The 15,835-nt window shown below is 70.2% G+C and carries 14 protein-coding genes; 8 read left to right on the top strand and 6 right to left on the bottom strand.

Features of this window, described 5'->3' with window-relative positions; genetic code table 11:
• Positions 1 to 82 precede the first annotated feature (82 nt).
• From BST14_RS25255 to BST14_RS25265, 3 genes are all read right to left on the bottom strand, one after another.
• Complete coding sequence (locus BST14_RS25255) at positions 83 to 1,066, bottom strand: VWA domain-containing protein (protein WP_083067061.1); 984 nt, start codon at positions 1,064 to 1,066, stop codon at positions 83 to 85.
• Positions 1,067 to 1,111: 45 nt separating this feature from the next.
• Positions 1,112 to 2,407, bottom strand: coding sequence for a protein export chaperone SatS (satS, locus tag BST14_RS25260; protein ID WP_083067062.1), 1,296 nt, complete (start codon positions 2,405 to 2,407; stop codon positions 1,112 to 1,114).
• Positions 2,408 to 2,752: 345 nt separating this feature from the next.
• On the bottom strand, positions 2,753 to 3,643 hold the full coding sequence (locus BST14_RS25265) for an alkaline phosphatase family protein (protein WP_211280813.1): 891 nt from the start codon (positions 3,641 to 3,643) through the stop codon (positions 2,753 to 2,755).
• A 92-nt stretch (positions 3,644 to 3,735) separates the two neighbouring features.
• Between BST14_RS25265 and upp the strand changes: the two genes are divergently transcribed.
• Entirely contained in the window at positions 3,736 to 4,470 is a 735-nt protein-coding gene (gene upp, locus BST14_RS25270) for a uracil phosphoribosyltransferase (protein WP_083067050.1), read from the top strand.
• Here upp and BST14_RS25275 read toward each other — a convergent pair.
• Both BST14_RS25275 and BST14_RS25280 read right to left on the bottom strand, forming a co-directional pair.
• Positions 4,361 to 5,941 (bottom strand): phospho-sugar mutase, encoded by a 1,581-nt coding sequence (locus BST14_RS25275; protein ID WP_083067051.1) that lies wholly within the window; start codon positions 5,939 to 5,941, stop codon positions 4,361 to 4,363. The two genes, upp and BST14_RS25275, sit on opposite strands and share 110 nt — an antisense overlap.
• 4 nt (positions 5,942 to 5,945) lie before the next feature.
• Entirely contained in the window at positions 5,946 to 6,761 is an 816-nt protein-coding gene (locus BST14_RS25280) for a purine-nucleoside phosphorylase (RefSeq protein ID WP_083067052.1), read from the bottom strand.
• Positions 6,762 to 6,874: 113 nt separating this feature from the next.
• Between BST14_RS25280 and BST14_RS25285 the strand changes: the two genes are divergently transcribed.
• The 4 genes from BST14_RS25285 (at position 6,875) to BST14_RS25300 (ending at position 10,911) form a co-directional block, all read left to right on the top strand.
• A complete protein-coding gene (locus BST14_RS25285; protein WP_211280814.1) occupies positions 6,875 to 7,489 on the top strand; it encodes a cutinase family protein in 615 nt (204 codons plus the stop codon).
• A gap of 47 nt (positions 7,490 to 7,536) precedes the next feature.
• Positions 7,537 to 8,727 (top strand): M20 family metallopeptidase, encoded by a 1,191-nt coding sequence (locus BST14_RS25290; RefSeq protein WP_083067054.1) that lies wholly within the window; start codon positions 7,537 to 7,539, stop codon positions 8,725 to 8,727.
• Positions 8,724 to 9,902 carry a M20 family metallopeptidase gene (locus BST14_RS25295; RefSeq protein ID WP_083067055.1) on the top strand — a complete coding sequence of 393 codons (1,179 nt, stop codon included), beginning with the start codon at positions 8,724 to 8,726 and terminating at the stop codon, positions 9,900 to 9,902. The genes BST14_RS25290 and BST14_RS25295 overlap by 4 nt, the downstream gene beginning before the upstream one ends.
• A 118-nt stretch (positions 9,903 to 10,020) precedes the next feature.
• A complete protein-coding gene (locus tag BST14_RS25300) occupies positions 10,021 to 10,911 on the top strand; it encodes a type IV toxin-antitoxin system AbiEi family antitoxin (protein ID WP_083067056.1) in 891 nt (296 codons plus the stop codon).
• Between the two features lie 64 nt (positions 10,912 to 10,975).
• On the opposite strand, the gene BST14_RS25305 is transcribed toward BST14_RS25300, so the two are convergent.
• The gene (locus BST14_RS25305; protein ID WP_083067057.1) at positions 10,976 to 11,455 is read right to left on the bottom strand and encodes a gamma-glutamylcyclotransferase family protein; all 480 of its coding nucleotides are present in this window, start codon (positions 11,453 to 11,455) and stop codon (positions 10,976 to 10,978) included.
• Positions 11,456 to 11,537: 82 nt separating this feature from the next.
• Here BST14_RS25305 and BST14_RS25310 point away from each other — a divergent pair, with 82 nt between their 5' ends.
• The 3 genes from BST14_RS25310 to BST14_RS25320 all read left to right on the top strand — a co-directional run bounded on the left by BST14_RS25310 (position 11,538) and on the right by BST14_RS25320 (position 15,660).
• Entirely contained in the window at positions 11,538 to 12,968 is a 1,431-nt protein-coding gene (locus tag BST14_RS25310; protein ID WP_083067058.1) for an NAD(P)H-quinone dehydrogenase, read from the top strand.
• 73 nt (positions 12,969 to 13,041) lie between these two features.
• Complete coding sequence (locus BST14_RS25315) at positions 13,042 to 14,784, top strand: glycerol-3-phosphate dehydrogenase/oxidase (protein ID WP_083067059.1); 1,743 nt, start codon at positions 13,042 to 13,044, stop codon at positions 14,782 to 14,784.
• 9 nt (positions 14,785 to 14,793) lie between these two features.
• Positions 14,794 to 15,660 carry a pseudouridine synthase gene (locus tag BST14_RS25320; protein ID WP_083067060.1) on the top strand — a complete coding sequence of 289 codons (867 nt, stop codon included), beginning with the start codon at positions 14,794 to 14,796 and terminating at the stop codon, positions 15,658 to 15,660.
• Positions 15,661 to 15,835 lie beyond the last annotated feature (175 nt).

The raw sequence follows: 15,835 nt of genomic DNA on the forward strand, positions 1-15,835 counted from the left end.
CCCTGCACCCAACAATCATCCCCAAAGCCCCCCGACGACCACGCCCGCCACGCGGAACTAATTCAGCAAGCTCCTAGGGCTCTCAGCTGGGCAGCCGGCGGTTGATCAGCAGCGCCAGCGCGGTCGCGATCAGGGCGGTCAGCACGCCCAGCCGCAGCCAGCCGGAGCTGCCCGGCCCCGGCACCGTGCGGTAGCCGATCTCGTTCTCGATGGCGTTGTAACTCTTCTCGAGCTCGCCGAGGTTGGTGGCGGTGTACGACTGACCGCCGGACAGCTTGGCCACCGTCTTCATCTGATCCGTCGAGACCGGGACGGCGATGCGCTGCCCGTCCATCTCGATCTCGCCGCCCTTGGTCCCGAACGAGATCGTCGAGACCGGCACGCCCTCGTCCTTGGCCAGCCGGGCCGCGGTGTAGACGCCGTCGTGCGGATCGCTGGGATTGGAAGGCTTGTTCTCGCCGCCGTCGGAGAGCAGCACGATGCGCGCCGGCGGCGGTTTGTCGCCGCCGGCGACCGCGGTGGCGCTGATCGCGTGCAGGGCGGTGAAGATGGCCTCGCCGGTTGCGGTGCTGTCGGCGAAGTCCAGCTTCTTCAGCGCGTCGATGGTGGCCTGGTGTTGCGGGGTCGGCGGCACCAGCAGATAGGGCGTGCCGGCGAACCCGACCAGCCCGAGGTTGATGCCGGGGGTGAGCTGGCCGGCGAACTGGGTGGCGGCCTGTTCGGCGGCCTTGAGCCGGTTGGGCTCGACGTCGGTCGCCCGCATGGACTGCGACATGTCGATCACCAGCATGATGACGGCGCGGTTGCGCGGGATGCGCATGTCGTGGGTGGGGGTGGCCAGCGCGATGGTCAACAGCGCCAGGCTCAGCAGCGACGCGGCGATCGGCAGGTGCCGCCACGGGGACTGCGGCACGGGGGTTTCGGTGTACCGGTGCAGCCGTTGGCGGCGCCGGGCCGCGACGTAGACGTAGACGGCCAGCAGGGCCAGCGGCACCAAGCCGAACAACAACAGGCTCGGACGCTGGAACCCGTAGAGGGGTAGCGGGCCGATACCGGGAAGCGACACGTCACCCAACCTTCCCGTCCAGCCGGTAACCGTCAAACGATGGCGCTACTCGCGGCGCAGCCGACCGTCGACGAACTGTTCCAGTTTCTCCCACTCGCGGACCGCCGCGGCATACGGCGGTGACGGCTTGGGGGCCGAGTCGGGCTCGAGCACGGCGGCGACCAACTTGCCCAGCGGCCGGTTGGGCTCGAGCGCCTTGTCGACGGCGGAATCCTCGGAGTAGTCGCCGATGTCGCGGAGCACCTCGACGGCCAGCTCCAGCTGCTCGCGATCGACGGCGTCCGGCCCGTCGGCCAGGTCGTCGGCCAGCCCGCTGAGCACATAGATGTTGTCCTCGGTGATCTCCACCGCCAGCGAGCCGTCGGTCGCGGCGGTGCGGATGTCGTCGTAGGTGCTCAGGTCGGCCAGGTCGTGGTCGTGCTCGTCGGCCAGGTAGCGGGCCAGCGCGCGCTCGGAGGTGAAGACGCTGATGCGTCCGTTGCGGCCCAGGAAGATCGGCCGATCGTCCAGGTAGCAGCGCAGCGTGCAAAAGGTGCCAGAACTCGTCATGATCCGGATGGGGTCGATCCCCACCTGCAGCCAGAAGTCCTTGTCGCCACCCAGCACCACGGTGTCGCCGGTCGCCCGCTCTGCGGTGGCCTCGCCCTCGTCTTCGTTCTCGGCCTCGTCTTCGGGGTCCGCGGATTCCTCGACGGCCTCGCCGGCGGCATCGACGGTGTCCTCGTCCGCCTCTTCTTCTTCGCGCTCCTCGGCGAGCTCGTCGGCCGCCTTCTCCGACAGCTTTTCGTCGACCTCGGGGGTGGTCACGATGCCGTCGATCGCGGCGAGCACGTCGTCCCAGCTGCGGCCGATCACCTCGGCGATCGCATTCCAGCGCCTGGTGCCGGCCTTGCCGGTGAAGTGCTCGATGCCGCCGGAAACGGTGCCCAGGATGGGGTTGCCGTTGAAGAACTTCGACACCGCCGCCAGCTCGCACACCGACCCGATGGAGGACACGATGGCCAGGGTGCCGGCCAGCGCGGTCACCGACTCCTCGGTGGGCTTCTCCGCCACCAGCTCCTCGACGGCGACGAGGTCGAACTGCTTGTCCTCGGCCGGTTCGAAGGCGTGCGCGTGCGCCGAACACACCTGGTCCCACGACGGGTGGTCGGCTAGGTCGTTGCCGTCGTCGGAACGCACGAAGGCAACCAGGTCCGCCACGGAAGCGAACGCGAACAGGTCCTCGTCCTTGCCCAGGAAGGCCTCCCACTCATCGCCGGAGTCACGCCAGCGGGGCGCCCACACGGTGTAGCGGTCACCATCGGACAGGCTCAGGCGGATGGGCACGAGGTCAGCAGCCATGCGGCACACAATAGCGACGAGCGGCGATCGTGAGCGCGGCGGAGCCGGGCGAAACGGGTCGCCGCCATCGGGCCTGCGGCGATCGTGAGCGCGGCGGAGCCGGGCGAAACGGGTCGCCGCCATCGGGCCTGCGGCGATCGTGAGCGCGGCGGAGCCGGGCGAAACGGGTCGCCGCCATCGGGCCAGCGGCGATCGTGAGCGCGGCGGAGCCGGGCGAAACGGGTCGCCGCCATCGGGCCTGCGGCGATCGTGAGCGCGGCGGAGCCGGGCGAAACGGGTCGCCGCCATCGGGCCTGCGGCGATCGTGAGCGCGGCGGAGCCGGGGACGGGGGCACCTCCACCGGGCTAGCCCCAGATATCGGTGATGGGCGCCGCGTTGGCGGCGTACCCGGTCTTGGGCAACCCGTACATCTGCTCCACCGTGGACAGCACGTTGTAGTGGTTGATTTGTTCGCCGTAGTTGCCGGGCCGGACGTGGGCGCCGTAGAACACCGTCGGGATCTGGTTGTGGCTGCCGTTATCGTCTTCGTCGAACGTGACGATCAGCAGGCTGTTGTTGGCCACCGCCCAGTTCGCGTACCCGGACAGGTTGCGGTTCAGCCAGGAGTCGGCCTGCGCGATCGAGCCGTCGTGCATGTTGTCGTCGTTGTTGGGGATGACGAACGACACGGTGGGCAGGCTGGCGTAGTTGCCCATCGGGAACGCGGAGAACGGCAGCGAGTTCGCCGCCGGCACATTGGTGAAGTTGGCCCAGGGCACGTGCTTGCGCGCGTACTTGCCCGCGCTGCAGACCGGCGAGCCGGCCGCGGGCAGCCCTTCGGCGAAGCCGACGAAGGTGTAGCCCGCGGCGAGCAATTCCGATCCGAGGTTGGGCGCGGCGCCGCCGTTGACCGGGCACAGGTCCTTGTTCACCCCGAAGGTGTTGCCGGCGAACAGCGCCAGATAATTCGGTTCGCTGGGGTGGGTTTCGGCGAACGACTGGGTCATGTTGGCGCCGGCGGTGGCCAGTGAGGTGATGAAGGGCGCCGACTTGTTGCCGATGATGCCGTTCTCGGAGCGGTTCTCCTCGACCACGATCACGACGTGCGCGGGTTGCGGAATGGCCGCTGCCGCAAGGCCTATGCGCGGGGTCAGCGGGCTGGCCGCAAGTGCCACCAACGCCAACGCGGCCAGTGGCCGCAGGACTCGGTATGCTCGGGCGACCAGCCTTCTCGGACTTCGAAATTCGTCCAACACGCCCGGAGTATATGAACGGGCGCAGGCGTTTTCCTCCGACGGCCGCAGCGTGTCAGGCGGGCTTTGCCCGATCGTTATATACCCTCGACCCCATGGAAGTGTGCGTCATCGACCACCCGTTGGCCGCCGTCCGGCTGACGGTGCTGCGCGACGAACGCACCGATACCGCCGGTTTTCGCGCCGCGCTGCGCGCACTGACGCTGGTACTGGTCTACGAAGCCAATCGGGACGCGCCGCGAAAGTCGGTGCGGATCCGCACCCCGGTGGCGTCGACCGTCGGGACGCGCTTGGTCAAGCCGCCGCTGCTGGTGCCGGTGCTGCGGGCCGGGCTGGGCATGGTCGACGCGGCGGTAGCGGCCATACCGGAGGCCGAGGTGGGATTCGTCGGTGTCGCCCGCAACGAGCAAACCCACCTGCCGGTGCCGTATCTCGAGGCGCTGCCCGACAAGCTTGCGGGCCGACCGGTGATCATCCTCGATCCCATGCTGGCCACCGGCGGCTCGATGGCGCACACCATCGGTCTGTTGCAGCGCCGCGGCGCAACGGAGCTCACCGCACTATGTGTGGTGGCCGCTCCGGAAGGCCTTGCGGCGGTGGAGAAAGCGGCGCCGGACGCGCGGGTGTTCACCGCCGCGATCGACAAGGGGCTGAACAAGTCGGCCTACATCGTGCCCGGACTCGGCGACGCCGGTGACCGCCAATTCGGGCCCTACCTTTTCACCAGCTTCCTACCGCAGCCACCAGCTGCTCGCGCAGGGCGCGGGCGCGCCGCCGCGAAGAGCTCAGGTCGTCGTCGACCGCGCAACGAATCTCCAAATAGCACTTGAGTTTCGGCTCGGTCCCGGACGGACGCACCACCAGCCTGATCGATGTGCCGTCGTCGCCGGCGGTGAAGATCAGCGCGTCGGTGCCCTCGGTGAGGTTCGCGGCGTATCCGGCCAGCGTTTCCGGTGGGTCCGCGCGCCACCGCCGCATCAGTTCGGCCGCCTCGGCCGCATCGGCGACCCGGCGCGACACCGCGGCGACGTCGTGCACCCCGTGCCGCCGGGCCAGCTCGTCGAGCAGGTTGCAAACGGTCCGGCCCCGTTGTCGGGCCGAGGCCACCAGATCGCACACCAGCACCGCGGCGCTGATGCCGTCCTTATCGCGTACGGATTCGGGGTCGACGCAGTGCCCGATCGCTTCCTCGTAGGCGTAGACCAGTGTGCCGCCGGGCACGTCGGCGTCGGCGCGGGCCAGCCATTTGAAACCGGTGAGGGTTTCGACGTGGACGGCGCCGTGGCGCGCGGCGATGGCCGACAGCATCCGCGACGACACCACCGTGCTGGCCACCACCGGTGTCAGTGCCTTGGATGTCGAAAGTATGTAATCGCCTAGCAGCCAACCGGTTTCGTCACCGGACAGCATCCGCCACCCGTGGGTGTCGGGAATGCCGACGGCGCATCGGTCGGCGTCGGGGTCCAGCGCGATCGCCACGTCGGCGTCGACGTCCGCGGCCAGGGCCAGCAGCGCGTCGGTGGCGCCGGGCTCCTCGGGGTTGGGGAACGCGACCGTGGGGAAATCCGGGTCGGGTGCGAATTGCGCTCCGACGGAATGCACTTCGGCGAACCCCGCGCGATGCAACGCCTCGACGGCCACCGCGCCGCCCACCCCGTGCAGCGCGGTCAATGCCACCCGCACCGAACCGCTGCCGCGCCGCAACCCGGCCGCCCGCTCGAGGTAGCGTCGCGCCAGATCGGTCCGCGCGGGCTCGACCGGGGCCCTGCCGATCCGGTCGGCCGGCGGGGCGGCGGCCATGGCGGCCTCGATCTCGCGGTCGGTGGGGGAGACGATCTGGATGCCGCCCTCGAAATAGACCTTGTAGCCGTTGTCGGCGGGCGGGTTGTGCGATGCGGTGATCTGGATCCCGGCCGTCGCACCGGTGTGGCGCACCGCGAACGCCACCACCGGAGTGGGCACCGGGCCGGGCAGGAGAAGCACCGAAAACCCCTGGGCGGCAAGCACTTCAGCCGTCACGGCGGCGAACACGGCCGACCCGTGCCGGGCGTCGCGTCCCACGATCACCGGCGAGCCGCCCAGGCCGCGCCCGATCAGCACCTGCGCCACCGCCCAGGTGACCCGGGAAACCACGGCGACGTTCATGGCGTCGGGTCCGCCGCGCACCGGGCCGCGCAGGCCGGCCGTGCCGAACGTCAACGGGCGGGCGAACCGCGCGGCGAGTTCACCCGGGTCGCAGGCGGAAAGTTCGGCGGCCGTCCGCGGGTCGGGATCGTGGGCGATCCACTCCTCGGGCGTCATAGCCCTAGAACCGGGGAAGCTGCTCGAGGATCAGCGCCAGCAGAGCGCCCATCCGGGCTGCCGCCGCGGCTCCGGCCGCAAGCACCTCGGCGTGGCTGAGCGGTTCGCCGCTGAGCCCGGCGGCCAGGTTGGTCACCAGCGACACCCCGAGCACCTCGGCGCCGGCCGCCCGGGCGGCGATGGTCTCGTGCACCGTGGACATGCCGACCAGGTCGGCTCCCAGCGTCAGCAGCATCCGAATTTCGGCCGGGGTCTCGTAGTGCGGGCCGGGCAGCCCGGCGTAGACGCCTTCGGTCAGCGTGGGGTCGGCCTGGCGGGCGAGTTCGCGCAGCCGCGGCGAGTAGGCGTCGGTGAGGTCCACGAACTGCGGGCCGACCAGCGGCGAACGGGCGGTCAGGTTCAGATGGTCGCTGATCAGCACGGGTTCGCCGACGGTCATGTCCTGGCGCAGGCCGCCCGCCGCGTTGGTGAGCACGACGGCGCGCACGCCGGCCGCGCAGGCCGCCCGCACCGAGTGCACGACGTGACACAGGTCGTGGCCCTCGTAGGCGTGGATGCGCCCGACCAACACCAGCACCCGGTGGGCACCGATGCGCATGGACAACAGCTCGCCGGTGTGGCCGACCGCGGTGGGCGGCCGAAAACCGGGCACCTCCGCCTGGGGCAGCACGGCGGTGGGCGTACCCAGCGCGGCGACGGCCGGCGGCCAGCCCGACCCGAGCACGATGGCGACGTCATGTTCGGCGACTCCGGTGCGTTCGGCGATGACCTCGGCCGCCCGGCGCGCGAGCTCGCCTGGGTCGGACGGGGTTTGGGTCACAGCGGGAGCCTATCGGTGGGGAGGTGTCGCCGGTATATGTCAGGATCTGCCGTATGAATCTTCGTAGGTGGCCGGTGGTCGGACCGGTCATGGGCGTGGCCGTCGCTGTTGTGCTGTCGGTGGTTTCGATCACGGTCGGCCCGGCGCCGGCGGCCAGGGCGGACTGCCCGGACGTGCAGCTCATCTTCATCCGGGGCACCGCCGAGCCGCCCGGTTTGGGGGCCGTCGGCGACGCGCTGTTCGCCGCGCTGCAACCCGCGCTGGGGTCGCGCAGCGTCGACTCCTACGCGGTGAACTACCCGGCCAGCTACAACTTCTTGACCACCGCCGACGGCGCCAACGACGCGCGCGACCACATCGCGCAGATGGTCGACCAGTGCCCGTCGACGCGGCTGGCGCTCGGCGGCTTCTCGCAGGGCGCCGCCGCGGTCTCGATGCTCGCGGGGGTGCCGCCGGTCGGCCAGCGGATCGGCAACTTCGGATCGGCGCCCGCGCTGGATCCCGGGCTCGCCGGCAAGATCCGGGCCGTCGCGGTGTTCGGCAACCCCGGCAACCGCTTCAACACGCCGCTGTCGTCGACGGGTGCCTTCGCCGGGCGCGCCATCGATCTGTGCAGCGACGGCGACCCCGTCTGCGTCGTCGGCGGCCGCGACCGGGATGCGCACCACGTCTACGAGGAGCCGCCGTATCCGGGTCAGGCGGCCAGTTTCATCGCCGGGCGGGTGTAGCTTTCAGGCCCACGGGGCCGCAGACCGGTGAGTGAGATACTGCGAGAGTGCCCACTACCCCGTTAGACAGCGTCGAAGATGTCGTGCGGCGGCGTGGTGCCGACCTGGTCGAGTTGTCCCATGCCATCCACGCCGAGCCCGAGCTGGCGTTCGCCGAGCATCGCAGCTGCGCCAAGGCGCAGGCACTGGTCGCCGAACGCGGCTTCGAGATCACCGCGACCGCCGGCGGGCTGGACACCGCCTTTCGCGCCGACTTCGGCAGCGGGCCGCTGACCATCGGCATCTGCGCCGAATACGACGCGCTGCCCGAGATCGGCCACGCCTGCGGCCACAACATCATCGCGGCGTCGGCGGTGGGCACGGCGCTGGCGCTGGCCGAGGTGGCCGACGAGCTGGGCCTGCGGGTGTCGCTGCTGGGGACGCCGGCCGAGGAGGCCGGCGGCGGCAAGGCGCTGCTGCTGAAGGCCGGGGTGTTCGACGACATCGCCGCGGCGGTCATGTTGCACCCGGGACCGGTTGACATCGCCGCAGCCCGCTCGCTGGCCCTGTCCGAGGCGACCGTGAATTACCGCGGCAAGGAATCCCACGCCGCCGTCGCGCCGCACCTGGGGGTCAACGCCGTCGACGCGGTGACCGTGGCGCAGGTGGCCATCGGTCTGCTGCGCCAGCAACTGGCGCCCGGGCAGCTGGTGCACGGGATCGTCACCGACGGCGGCCAGGCGGTCAACGTCATCCCCGGCCGCGCGGCGGTTCAGTACGCGATGCGCGCGGTCGAATCCGATTCGCTGCGCGAGCTGGAGGGCAGGGTGTACGCGTGCTTCGCCGCGGGCGCCCTGGCCACCGGGTGCGAATACGAAATCGACAACCCCGCACCGGCGTACGACGAGCTGCGGCCCGACGAATGGCTGGCCGACGTCTTCCGCGAGGAGATGTGCCGGCTCGGCCGCCAGCCGCTGGCCCGCGAGTACGAGTCCTCGTTGCCCATGGGCAGCACCGACATGGGCAACGTGACGCAGGTGCTGCCGGCGATTCACCCCATCGTCGGGGTCGACGCCGGCGGCGCGATGGTTCACCAGCGCGCCTTCGCCGAGGCCGCCGCCGGTCCCAGCGCCGACCGCGCGGTCGTCGAGGGCGCGATCATGTTGGCGCGCACAGTGGTCCAGCTGGCCCAGACGCCCGCCCAGCGCGACCGGGTGATGGACGCCCGGGAGCGCCGGCGGGCCGGGGCGCCATCATGAGCCTGCTCGACGCCGCCGATTCGTGGCTGGCGACCCACCACCAAGACCTGGTCGAATGGCGCCGGCACATTCACCGCTATCCCGAGCTGGGCCGCCAGGAGTACGCCACCACCCAGTTCGTCGCCGAACGGCTGGCCGAGGCCGGGCTCAACCCGAAGGTGCTGCCCGGCGGAACGGGGCTGGTCTGCGACCTCGGGCCCGAGCACGAGCCGCGGATCGCGTTGCGGGCCGACATGGACGCCCTGCCGATGGCCGAGCGCACCGACGCCCCCTACGCGTCCACCATGCCCAACGTCGCGCACGCCTGCGGCCACGACGCGCACACCGCGATCCTGCTGGGCACCGCCCTGGTGCTGGCGTCGGTGCCCGAGTTGCCGGTCGGGGTGCGGCTGATCTTCCAGGCCGCCGAGGAGCTGATGCCCGGCGGGGCGATCGACGCCATCGCGGCCGGCGCCATCACCGGGGTGTCGCGGATCTTCGCCCTGCACTGCGACCCCCGGCTGGAGGTGGGCAAGGTCGCGGTCCGGCACGGCCCCATCACCTCGGCGGCCGACCAGATCGAGATCACGCTGTATTCGCCCGGCGGGCACACGTCGCGCCCGCACCTGACCGCCGACCTGGTGTACGGGCTCGGCACACTGATCACCGGGCTGCCCGGGGTGTTGTCGCGGCGCATCGACCCGCGCAACGGCACCGTGCTGGTGTGGGGCGCCGTTAATGCCGGGGTGGCCGCCAATGCCATTCCGCAAAGCGGCGTGCTGGCCGGGACCGTGCGGACCGCCAGCCGTCAGACCTGGGTGGGCCTGGAGGAGATCATCCGCGAGACGGTGTCGGGGCTGCTGGCGCCGCTGGCCATCGAACACACGCTGCAATACCGGCGCGGCGTGCCGCCGGTGGTCAACGAGGACCTTTCGACGCGCATCCTCACCCACGCGATCGAAGCCGTCGGCCCGGACGCGCTGGCCGACACCCGTCAGTCCGGGGGTGGCGAGGACTTCTCCTGGTACCTCGAGGAGATCCCGGGTGCGATGGCGCGCCTCGGCGTGTGGTCCGGGGTGGGGCCGCAGCTCGACCTGCACCAACCGACGTTCAACCTCGACGAGCGGGCCCTGCCGATCGGGCTGCGCGTGATGACCAACATCGTCGAGCAGTCGGCCGCGTTCGAGCGGTCCTAGGAGCCCCCTTCCGCGACGGTGCGTGTTTGTACGCGACGCGCCGATTCCCGCTGGCATTCTGCGCACGCTCGGCGCTACCCACAAGGGTGATTTGCCGGCATTCCGACGTGGCCGGACCATGGCCGGCGTGGATGCGCAGCTCTGCCAGCTGTTCGACGCGCAAGGCGGCGTGGTCACCTCCGCCCAAGCGTTGACGCACCTCACCCGTCGCGGCCTGGAATCTGCGCTCAAATACGGTGTGCTGCACAAGGTTTGGTACGGCATCTACGGCCGCGGTGAGATGACCACCACACTGCGGTTACGCGGACTGGACTTGGCGACCGGCACCACGGTCGCGGCGTGCCTGAACACCGCCGCGGAGGTGCACGGGTTTGATACCGAACGGGATCCGTCCTTGCACGTGCTCAATCCGGCCGGGAGACAGTTGCGTCCGACCCGGGGGCTGGTCGTACATCGCCGTGCGGGCGCGCCACTGGCGACGGTGGCGGGGCGGCCGGTCACTACGCCGGCCTGGACGGCGATCGAGGTCGTCCGCGGGCTGCCCCGGTCGCGCGCGCTGGCCACATTGGACGCTGCGTTGCGCAGCGGGACGTGCAGCCGAGACGACCTGACGAGGACGCTCAGGCAGCAGTCCGGCCGGCGCGGCGTCGTCGCAGCGCGTGAGCTGCTCGCCGTGGCCTCGCCGCTCGCCGAGTCGCCGATGGAAAGTGAGGCACGGCTTGTCATGATCGACGGCGGCTTGCCTCCGCCGAGACTGCAATACGAGGTCGTCGACCTGCAGGGACGTATCTGGCGGCTCGATTTCGCCTGGCCCGAGCTTCGGGTGGGGGCCGAGTACGACGGCGTCGAATGGCACAGCGGGACGGACGCGTTTCTCCGCGACCGCCGACGCTCGTCGGCGCTCCAGGAGCTGGGGTGGTTGATAGTGCCCATCATTGCCGGGGATGTCCGATATCGGCCACGCGAACTTGTCCGCCGGCTCGAGGCACATCTGCGAAAGGCCGCGTGAAGGTGCGCAGACTGCCGGCTACGACGGCGTGTCGAGGCACAAACACGCACGCTCGCGCTACAGATCAGGCGCTGGTCCCGGGGCCGATGTTGCGGGCCGGGCGGGTGCGCAGCCAGTGCACGTAATCACTTGGCGCTCCGGCGATTTCGGCGGCGTCGGCCATCACCCCCAGATACCGGGCCGACGGCATGCCGCCTTCCCAGGCGTCCAGCACGTACAACCATGCCAAAACCGGATCGGTGTCGGTGTCCGACGATATCCGCTCCACCCGGCACCGGATCTTCTTGTGCACGCCGAACTCCGAGCCCTCCCAGCGGTCCAGGCTGTTCTCGTCGGCGGGCGTCATGTCATAGAGGACGACGAACACCTTCGACCCCGGGTCCTCGACGACGCTGGCCAGCGCGCCCTCCCAGCCGATGTCCTCGCCGCCGAAGGTCAATCTCCACCCGTGCAGCCAGCCGGTCCCGGCCATCGGCGAATGGGGCGCGCGTTTCTGCATCTGCTCGGGGTCCATGTTCGACCCGTACGCGGCGTAGAGCGGCACGGGGAAAGCTTAGACGTCCGGCGCCGGCCGGTCTTCCCCCGAGCATTCGCGGGGCCCTGGCCGCTTCGTTAGGTTGGGGGCTGTGGTGACCCGCATCGTGATTCTCGGTGGCGGCCCGGCCGGTTACGAGGCCGCGCTGGTGGCCGCCACCTCCCATCCCGACACGACCCGCGTCACGGTGATCGACTCCGACGGCATCGGCGGCGCGGCGGTGCTCGCAGACTGCGTGCCGTCCAAGACGTTTATCGCCTCGACCTGGCTGCGCACCGAGTTGCGCCGGGCGCCGCGCCTGGGGTTCGACATCGACATCGACGACGCCAAGATCTCGCTGCCGCAGATCCATGCCCGGGTGAAGCAACTCGCCTCCGAGCAGTCGGCCGACATCACCGATCAGCTGCTCAGCATGGGCGTGCACGTGGTGGCGGGCCGCGGCGAGCTGATCGACCCCACCCCCGGGCTGGCCTGCCACCGTGTCAAAGCGACACATTCGGATCCGGGGCCCGAAGGCCCCGCTACCAGCGAATACGAGGCCGACGTCGTGCTGATCGCCACCGGCGCCAGCCCGCGGGTGCTGCCGTCGGCGCCGCCGGACGGCGAGCGGATTCTGACCTGGCGCCAGCTCTACGACCTCAAGGCGCTGCCCGAGCACCTCATCGTGGTCGGGTCCGGTGTCACCGGCGCCGAATTCGTGCACGCCTACACCGAATTGGGTGTGCCGGTGACCGTGGTCGCCAGCCGCGACCGGGTGCTGCCCTATGAGGACGCCGACGCCGCCCTGGTCCTCGAGGAGGCGTTCTCCGAACGCGGCGTCGAACTGGTCAAAAACGCTCGCGCGCAGTCGGTCACGCGCACCGAGGACGGCGTGCTGGTCACGCTGGTCGACGGGCGCACGGTCGAGGGCAGCCACGCGCTGATGACGATCGGGTCGGTCCCCAACACCGGCGGCCTGGGGCTGGAGCGGGTCGGCATCGAGGTGGGCCGCGGCGGGTACCTGACCGTGGACCGGGTGTCGCGGACGTCGGTGGCAGGCATCTACGCCGCCGGTGACTGCACCGGGCTGTTGCCGCTGGCCTCGGTCGCGGCCATGCAGGGCCGGATCGCGATGTATCACGCGCTGGGCGAGGGCGTCAGCCCGATCCGGCTGCGGACGGTGGCGGCGACGGTGTTCACCAGACCCGAGATCGCCGCCGTCGGGGTCCCGCAGACGATGATCGACGACGGTTCGGTGCCGGCCCGCACCGTGATGCTCCCGTTGCGCACCAACGCGCGCGCCAAGATGTCGGGCCTGCGGCAGGGTTTCGTCAAACTCTTCTGCCGCCAGGCCACCGGCGTGGTGATCGGTGGCGTGGTGGTGGCACCGATCGCCTCCGAGCTGATCCTGCCGATCGCCGTCGCGGTGACCAACCGCATCACCGTCAACGAGCTGGCTCAGACGCTGGCGGTTTATCCCTCGTTGTCCGGCTCGATCACCGAGGCCGCGCGGCGGCTGATGGCGCACGACGACCTGGACTAGCGACTAGCCTTGGTGCAGCACGTCTTACTGACCGGTAACCGAGGAGGAATTTCCCCAGTGAGGAGTCCTGGTCGTGACTGATCCCACCCAGCGCAGCTCACCGGTATCCGTGCTGGGGCCGCGGCAGCGCGAAAGGGCCTGGGAGCGGCTGGGCACCGAGCAGTTCGACGTGGTGGTGATCGGTGGCGGCGTGGTGGGGTCGGGCTGCGCGCTGGACGCCGCGACCCGCGGGCTCAAGGTGGCGCTGGTGGAGGCGCGCGACTTCGCCTCGGGCACCTCGAGCCGCTCGTCGAAGATGTTCCACGGCGGCCTGCGCTACCTCGAACAGCTGGAGTTCGGGCTGGTCCGCGAGGCGCTCTACGAGCGTGAGCTGTCGCTGACCAAGCTGGCGCCGCATCTGGTCAAGCCCATGCCGTTTCTGTTCCCGCTGACCAATCGCGTGTGGGAGCGCCCCTACATCGCCGCCGGGATCTTTCTGTATGACCGGCTCGGCGGCGCGAAATCTGTTCCGGCACAGAAGCATTTGACGCGCGCTGGCGCCTTGCGGTTGAGCCCTGGCCTCAAGCGCAGCTCGCTGATCGGTGGAATCCGTTACTACGACACGGTTGTCGACGACGCCCGGCACACCATGACCGTCGCGCGCACCGCCGCGCATTACGGCGTGGTGGTGCGCACCTCCACGCAGGTGGTCGCCATGCTGCGCGAGGGTGATCGGGTGACCGGGGTGCGCGTCCGCGACTCCGAGGACGGCGCGATCACCGAGGTCCGCGGGCATGTGGTGGTCAACGCGACCGGCGTGTGGACCGACGAGATCCAGGCACTGTCCAAGCAGCGCGGCCGATTTCAGGTCCGGGCGTCCAAGGGCGTGCACGTCGTCGTGCCGCGCGACCGCATCGTCAGCGACGTCGCGATCATCCTGCGCACCGCGAAGTCGGTGATGTTCGTCATCCCGTGGGGCAGCCACTGGATCATCGGCACCACCGACACCGACTGGAAACTCGACCTGGCCCACCCCGCGGCCACCAAGGCCGACATCGACTACATTTTGCAGACCGTCAACACGGTGCTGGCCATCCCGCTCACCCATGCCGACATCGACGGGGTGTACGCGGGGCTGCGCCCCCTGCTGGCCGGGGAGAGCGAGGAGACCTCCAAGCTCTCCCGGGAGCACGCGGTGGCGGTGCCCGCGCCCGGCCTGGTCGCCATCGCCGGGGGCAAGTACACCACCTATCGGGTGATGGCCGCCGACGCGATTGACGCTGCGGCCCAATTCATTCCGGCCCGGGTGGCGCCGTCGATCACCGAGAAGGTCAGTCTGCTGGGCGCCGACGGCTATTTCGCGCTGATCAACCAGGCCGAACACGTCGCCGAGTTGCAGGGCCTACATCCCTATCGGGTGCGTCATCTGCTGGACCGCTACGGCTCGCTGATCGGCGACGTGCTGGCGCTGGCGACCGAAAGGCCCGATCTGCTAAACCCGATCAAGGAGGCCCCCGGCTACCTGCGGGTGGAGGCGCTGTATGCCGTAACCGCCGAGGGCGCACTGCATTTGGAGGACATCCTGGCCCGCCGGATGCGCATCTCCATCGAATACTCGCACCGCGGCGTCCACTGCGCCCGCGAGGTCGCCGACGTGGTCGCGCCGGTGCTGGGCTGGTCGGCCGAGGACATCGAGCGTGAGGTCGCGAACTACACCGCCCGGGTGGAGGCCGAGATCCTGTCCCAGGCCCAGCCCGACGATGTGTCCGCGGACGAATTGCGGGCGAGCGCGCCCGAGGCGCGCGCCGAAATCCTCGAGCCGGTCCCGCTCAGTTGAGGCCCTGATATGGCCGCGCGGCCGGCGCCACTGCCCGTGCGGGACGGACTCGGCCCGGCGCGGGTGCGGCTGCTGGGCGGCCAAGTGCTGGCCGAACTCACCGCCCGGTTCGGCGCGCGGGCACGCGCCAAGGTGCTGGCAGGCGAGGTCGTCGGTGCCGATGGCGCGGTAATCGACTGCGGCACAGTGCTTCCCGCCGGTGCGAGCGTCTACCTGTATCGCGAGCTGCCGGATGAGGTGCCCGTTCCGTTCGACATGCCGGTGCTGCACCGCGACGAAGACATCGTGGTGGTCGACAAACCGCACTTCCTGGCCACCATGCCCCGCGGGCGCCACGTCGCGCAGACCGCGCTGGTGCGGCTGCGCCGCGAACTGGAACTGCCCGAGCTGAGCCCGGCGCACCGGCTGGACCGGCTGACCGCCGGGGTGCTGTTGTTCACCGCGCGGCGCGAGGCGCGCGGCGCCTACCAGACGCTGTTCTCGCGCGGTCTGGTGAGCAAGACCTATCTGGCCCGGGCCGCCGTCGATCCGGAGCTAGAGCTGCCGCGCGTGGTGAAGAGCCGAATCATCAAGCGCCGCGGCCAGTTACAGGCGGTGTGCGAGCCGGGTGAGCCCAATGCCGAGACGCACGTGGAGCTGATATCGCCGGACGGGCTGTACCGGCTGACACCGCGCACCGGCCGCACCCACCAGCTGCGCCTGCACATGGCCGCGCTGGGCATACCGATCGAGGGTGACACGTTGTATCCCAACGTCATTGACGTCGCGGCCGACGACTTCAGCACGCCGCTGCGGCTGCTGGCGCAGCGCATCGAGTTCACCGATCCGCTCAGCGGAGTGCGACGCCAGTTCGTGAGCCGTCGCCCGCAGCCCTAGGCGTTTGGCGGCTTCTCGCCTGCGTACCGCGCTGCCATGACATATCCCACCTGCCGGTCTATCCACTCCGTGGGACCTGCCGATAGGTCTGGGTCAGTGCGTGTTGCCTCACGTCAAGATGCGCGCGAGGGTGGATTCGTTGCCTCATGTGTTTGTGCGCGCTTGGGGATGCGGA

Source organism: Mycobacterium arosiense ATCC BAA-1401 = DSM 45069 (assembly GCF_002086125.1).
GTDB classification, from domain to species: domain Bacteria; phylum Actinomycetota; class Actinomycetes; order Mycobacteriales; family Mycobacteriaceae; genus Mycobacterium; species Mycobacterium arosiense.

Coding starts and splice junctions, on each gene's coding strand:
- BST14_RS25300 (WP_083067056.1), top strand. CDS start 10,021: ATGGCCGGCGTGGATGCGCAGCTCTGCCAGCTGTTCGACGCGCAAGGC.
- BST14_RS25275 (WP_083067051.1), bottom strand. CDS start 5,941: ATGACGCCCGAGGAGTGGATCGCCCACGATCCCGACCCGCGGACGGCC.
- satS (WP_083067062.1), bottom strand. CDS start 2,407: ATGGCTGCTGACCTCGTGCCCATCCGCCTGAGCCTGTCCGATGGTGAC.
- BST14_RS25295 (WP_083067055.1), top strand. CDS start 8,724: ATGAGCCTGCTCGACGCCGCCGATTCGTGGCTGGCGACCCACCACCAA.
- upp (WP_083067050.1), top strand. CDS start 3,736: ATGGAAGTGTGCGTCATCGACCACCCGTTGGCCGCCGTCCGGCTGACG.
- BST14_RS25320 (WP_083067060.1), top strand. CDS start 14,794: ATGGCCGCGCGGCCGGCGCCACTGCCCGTGCGGGACGGACTCGGCCCG.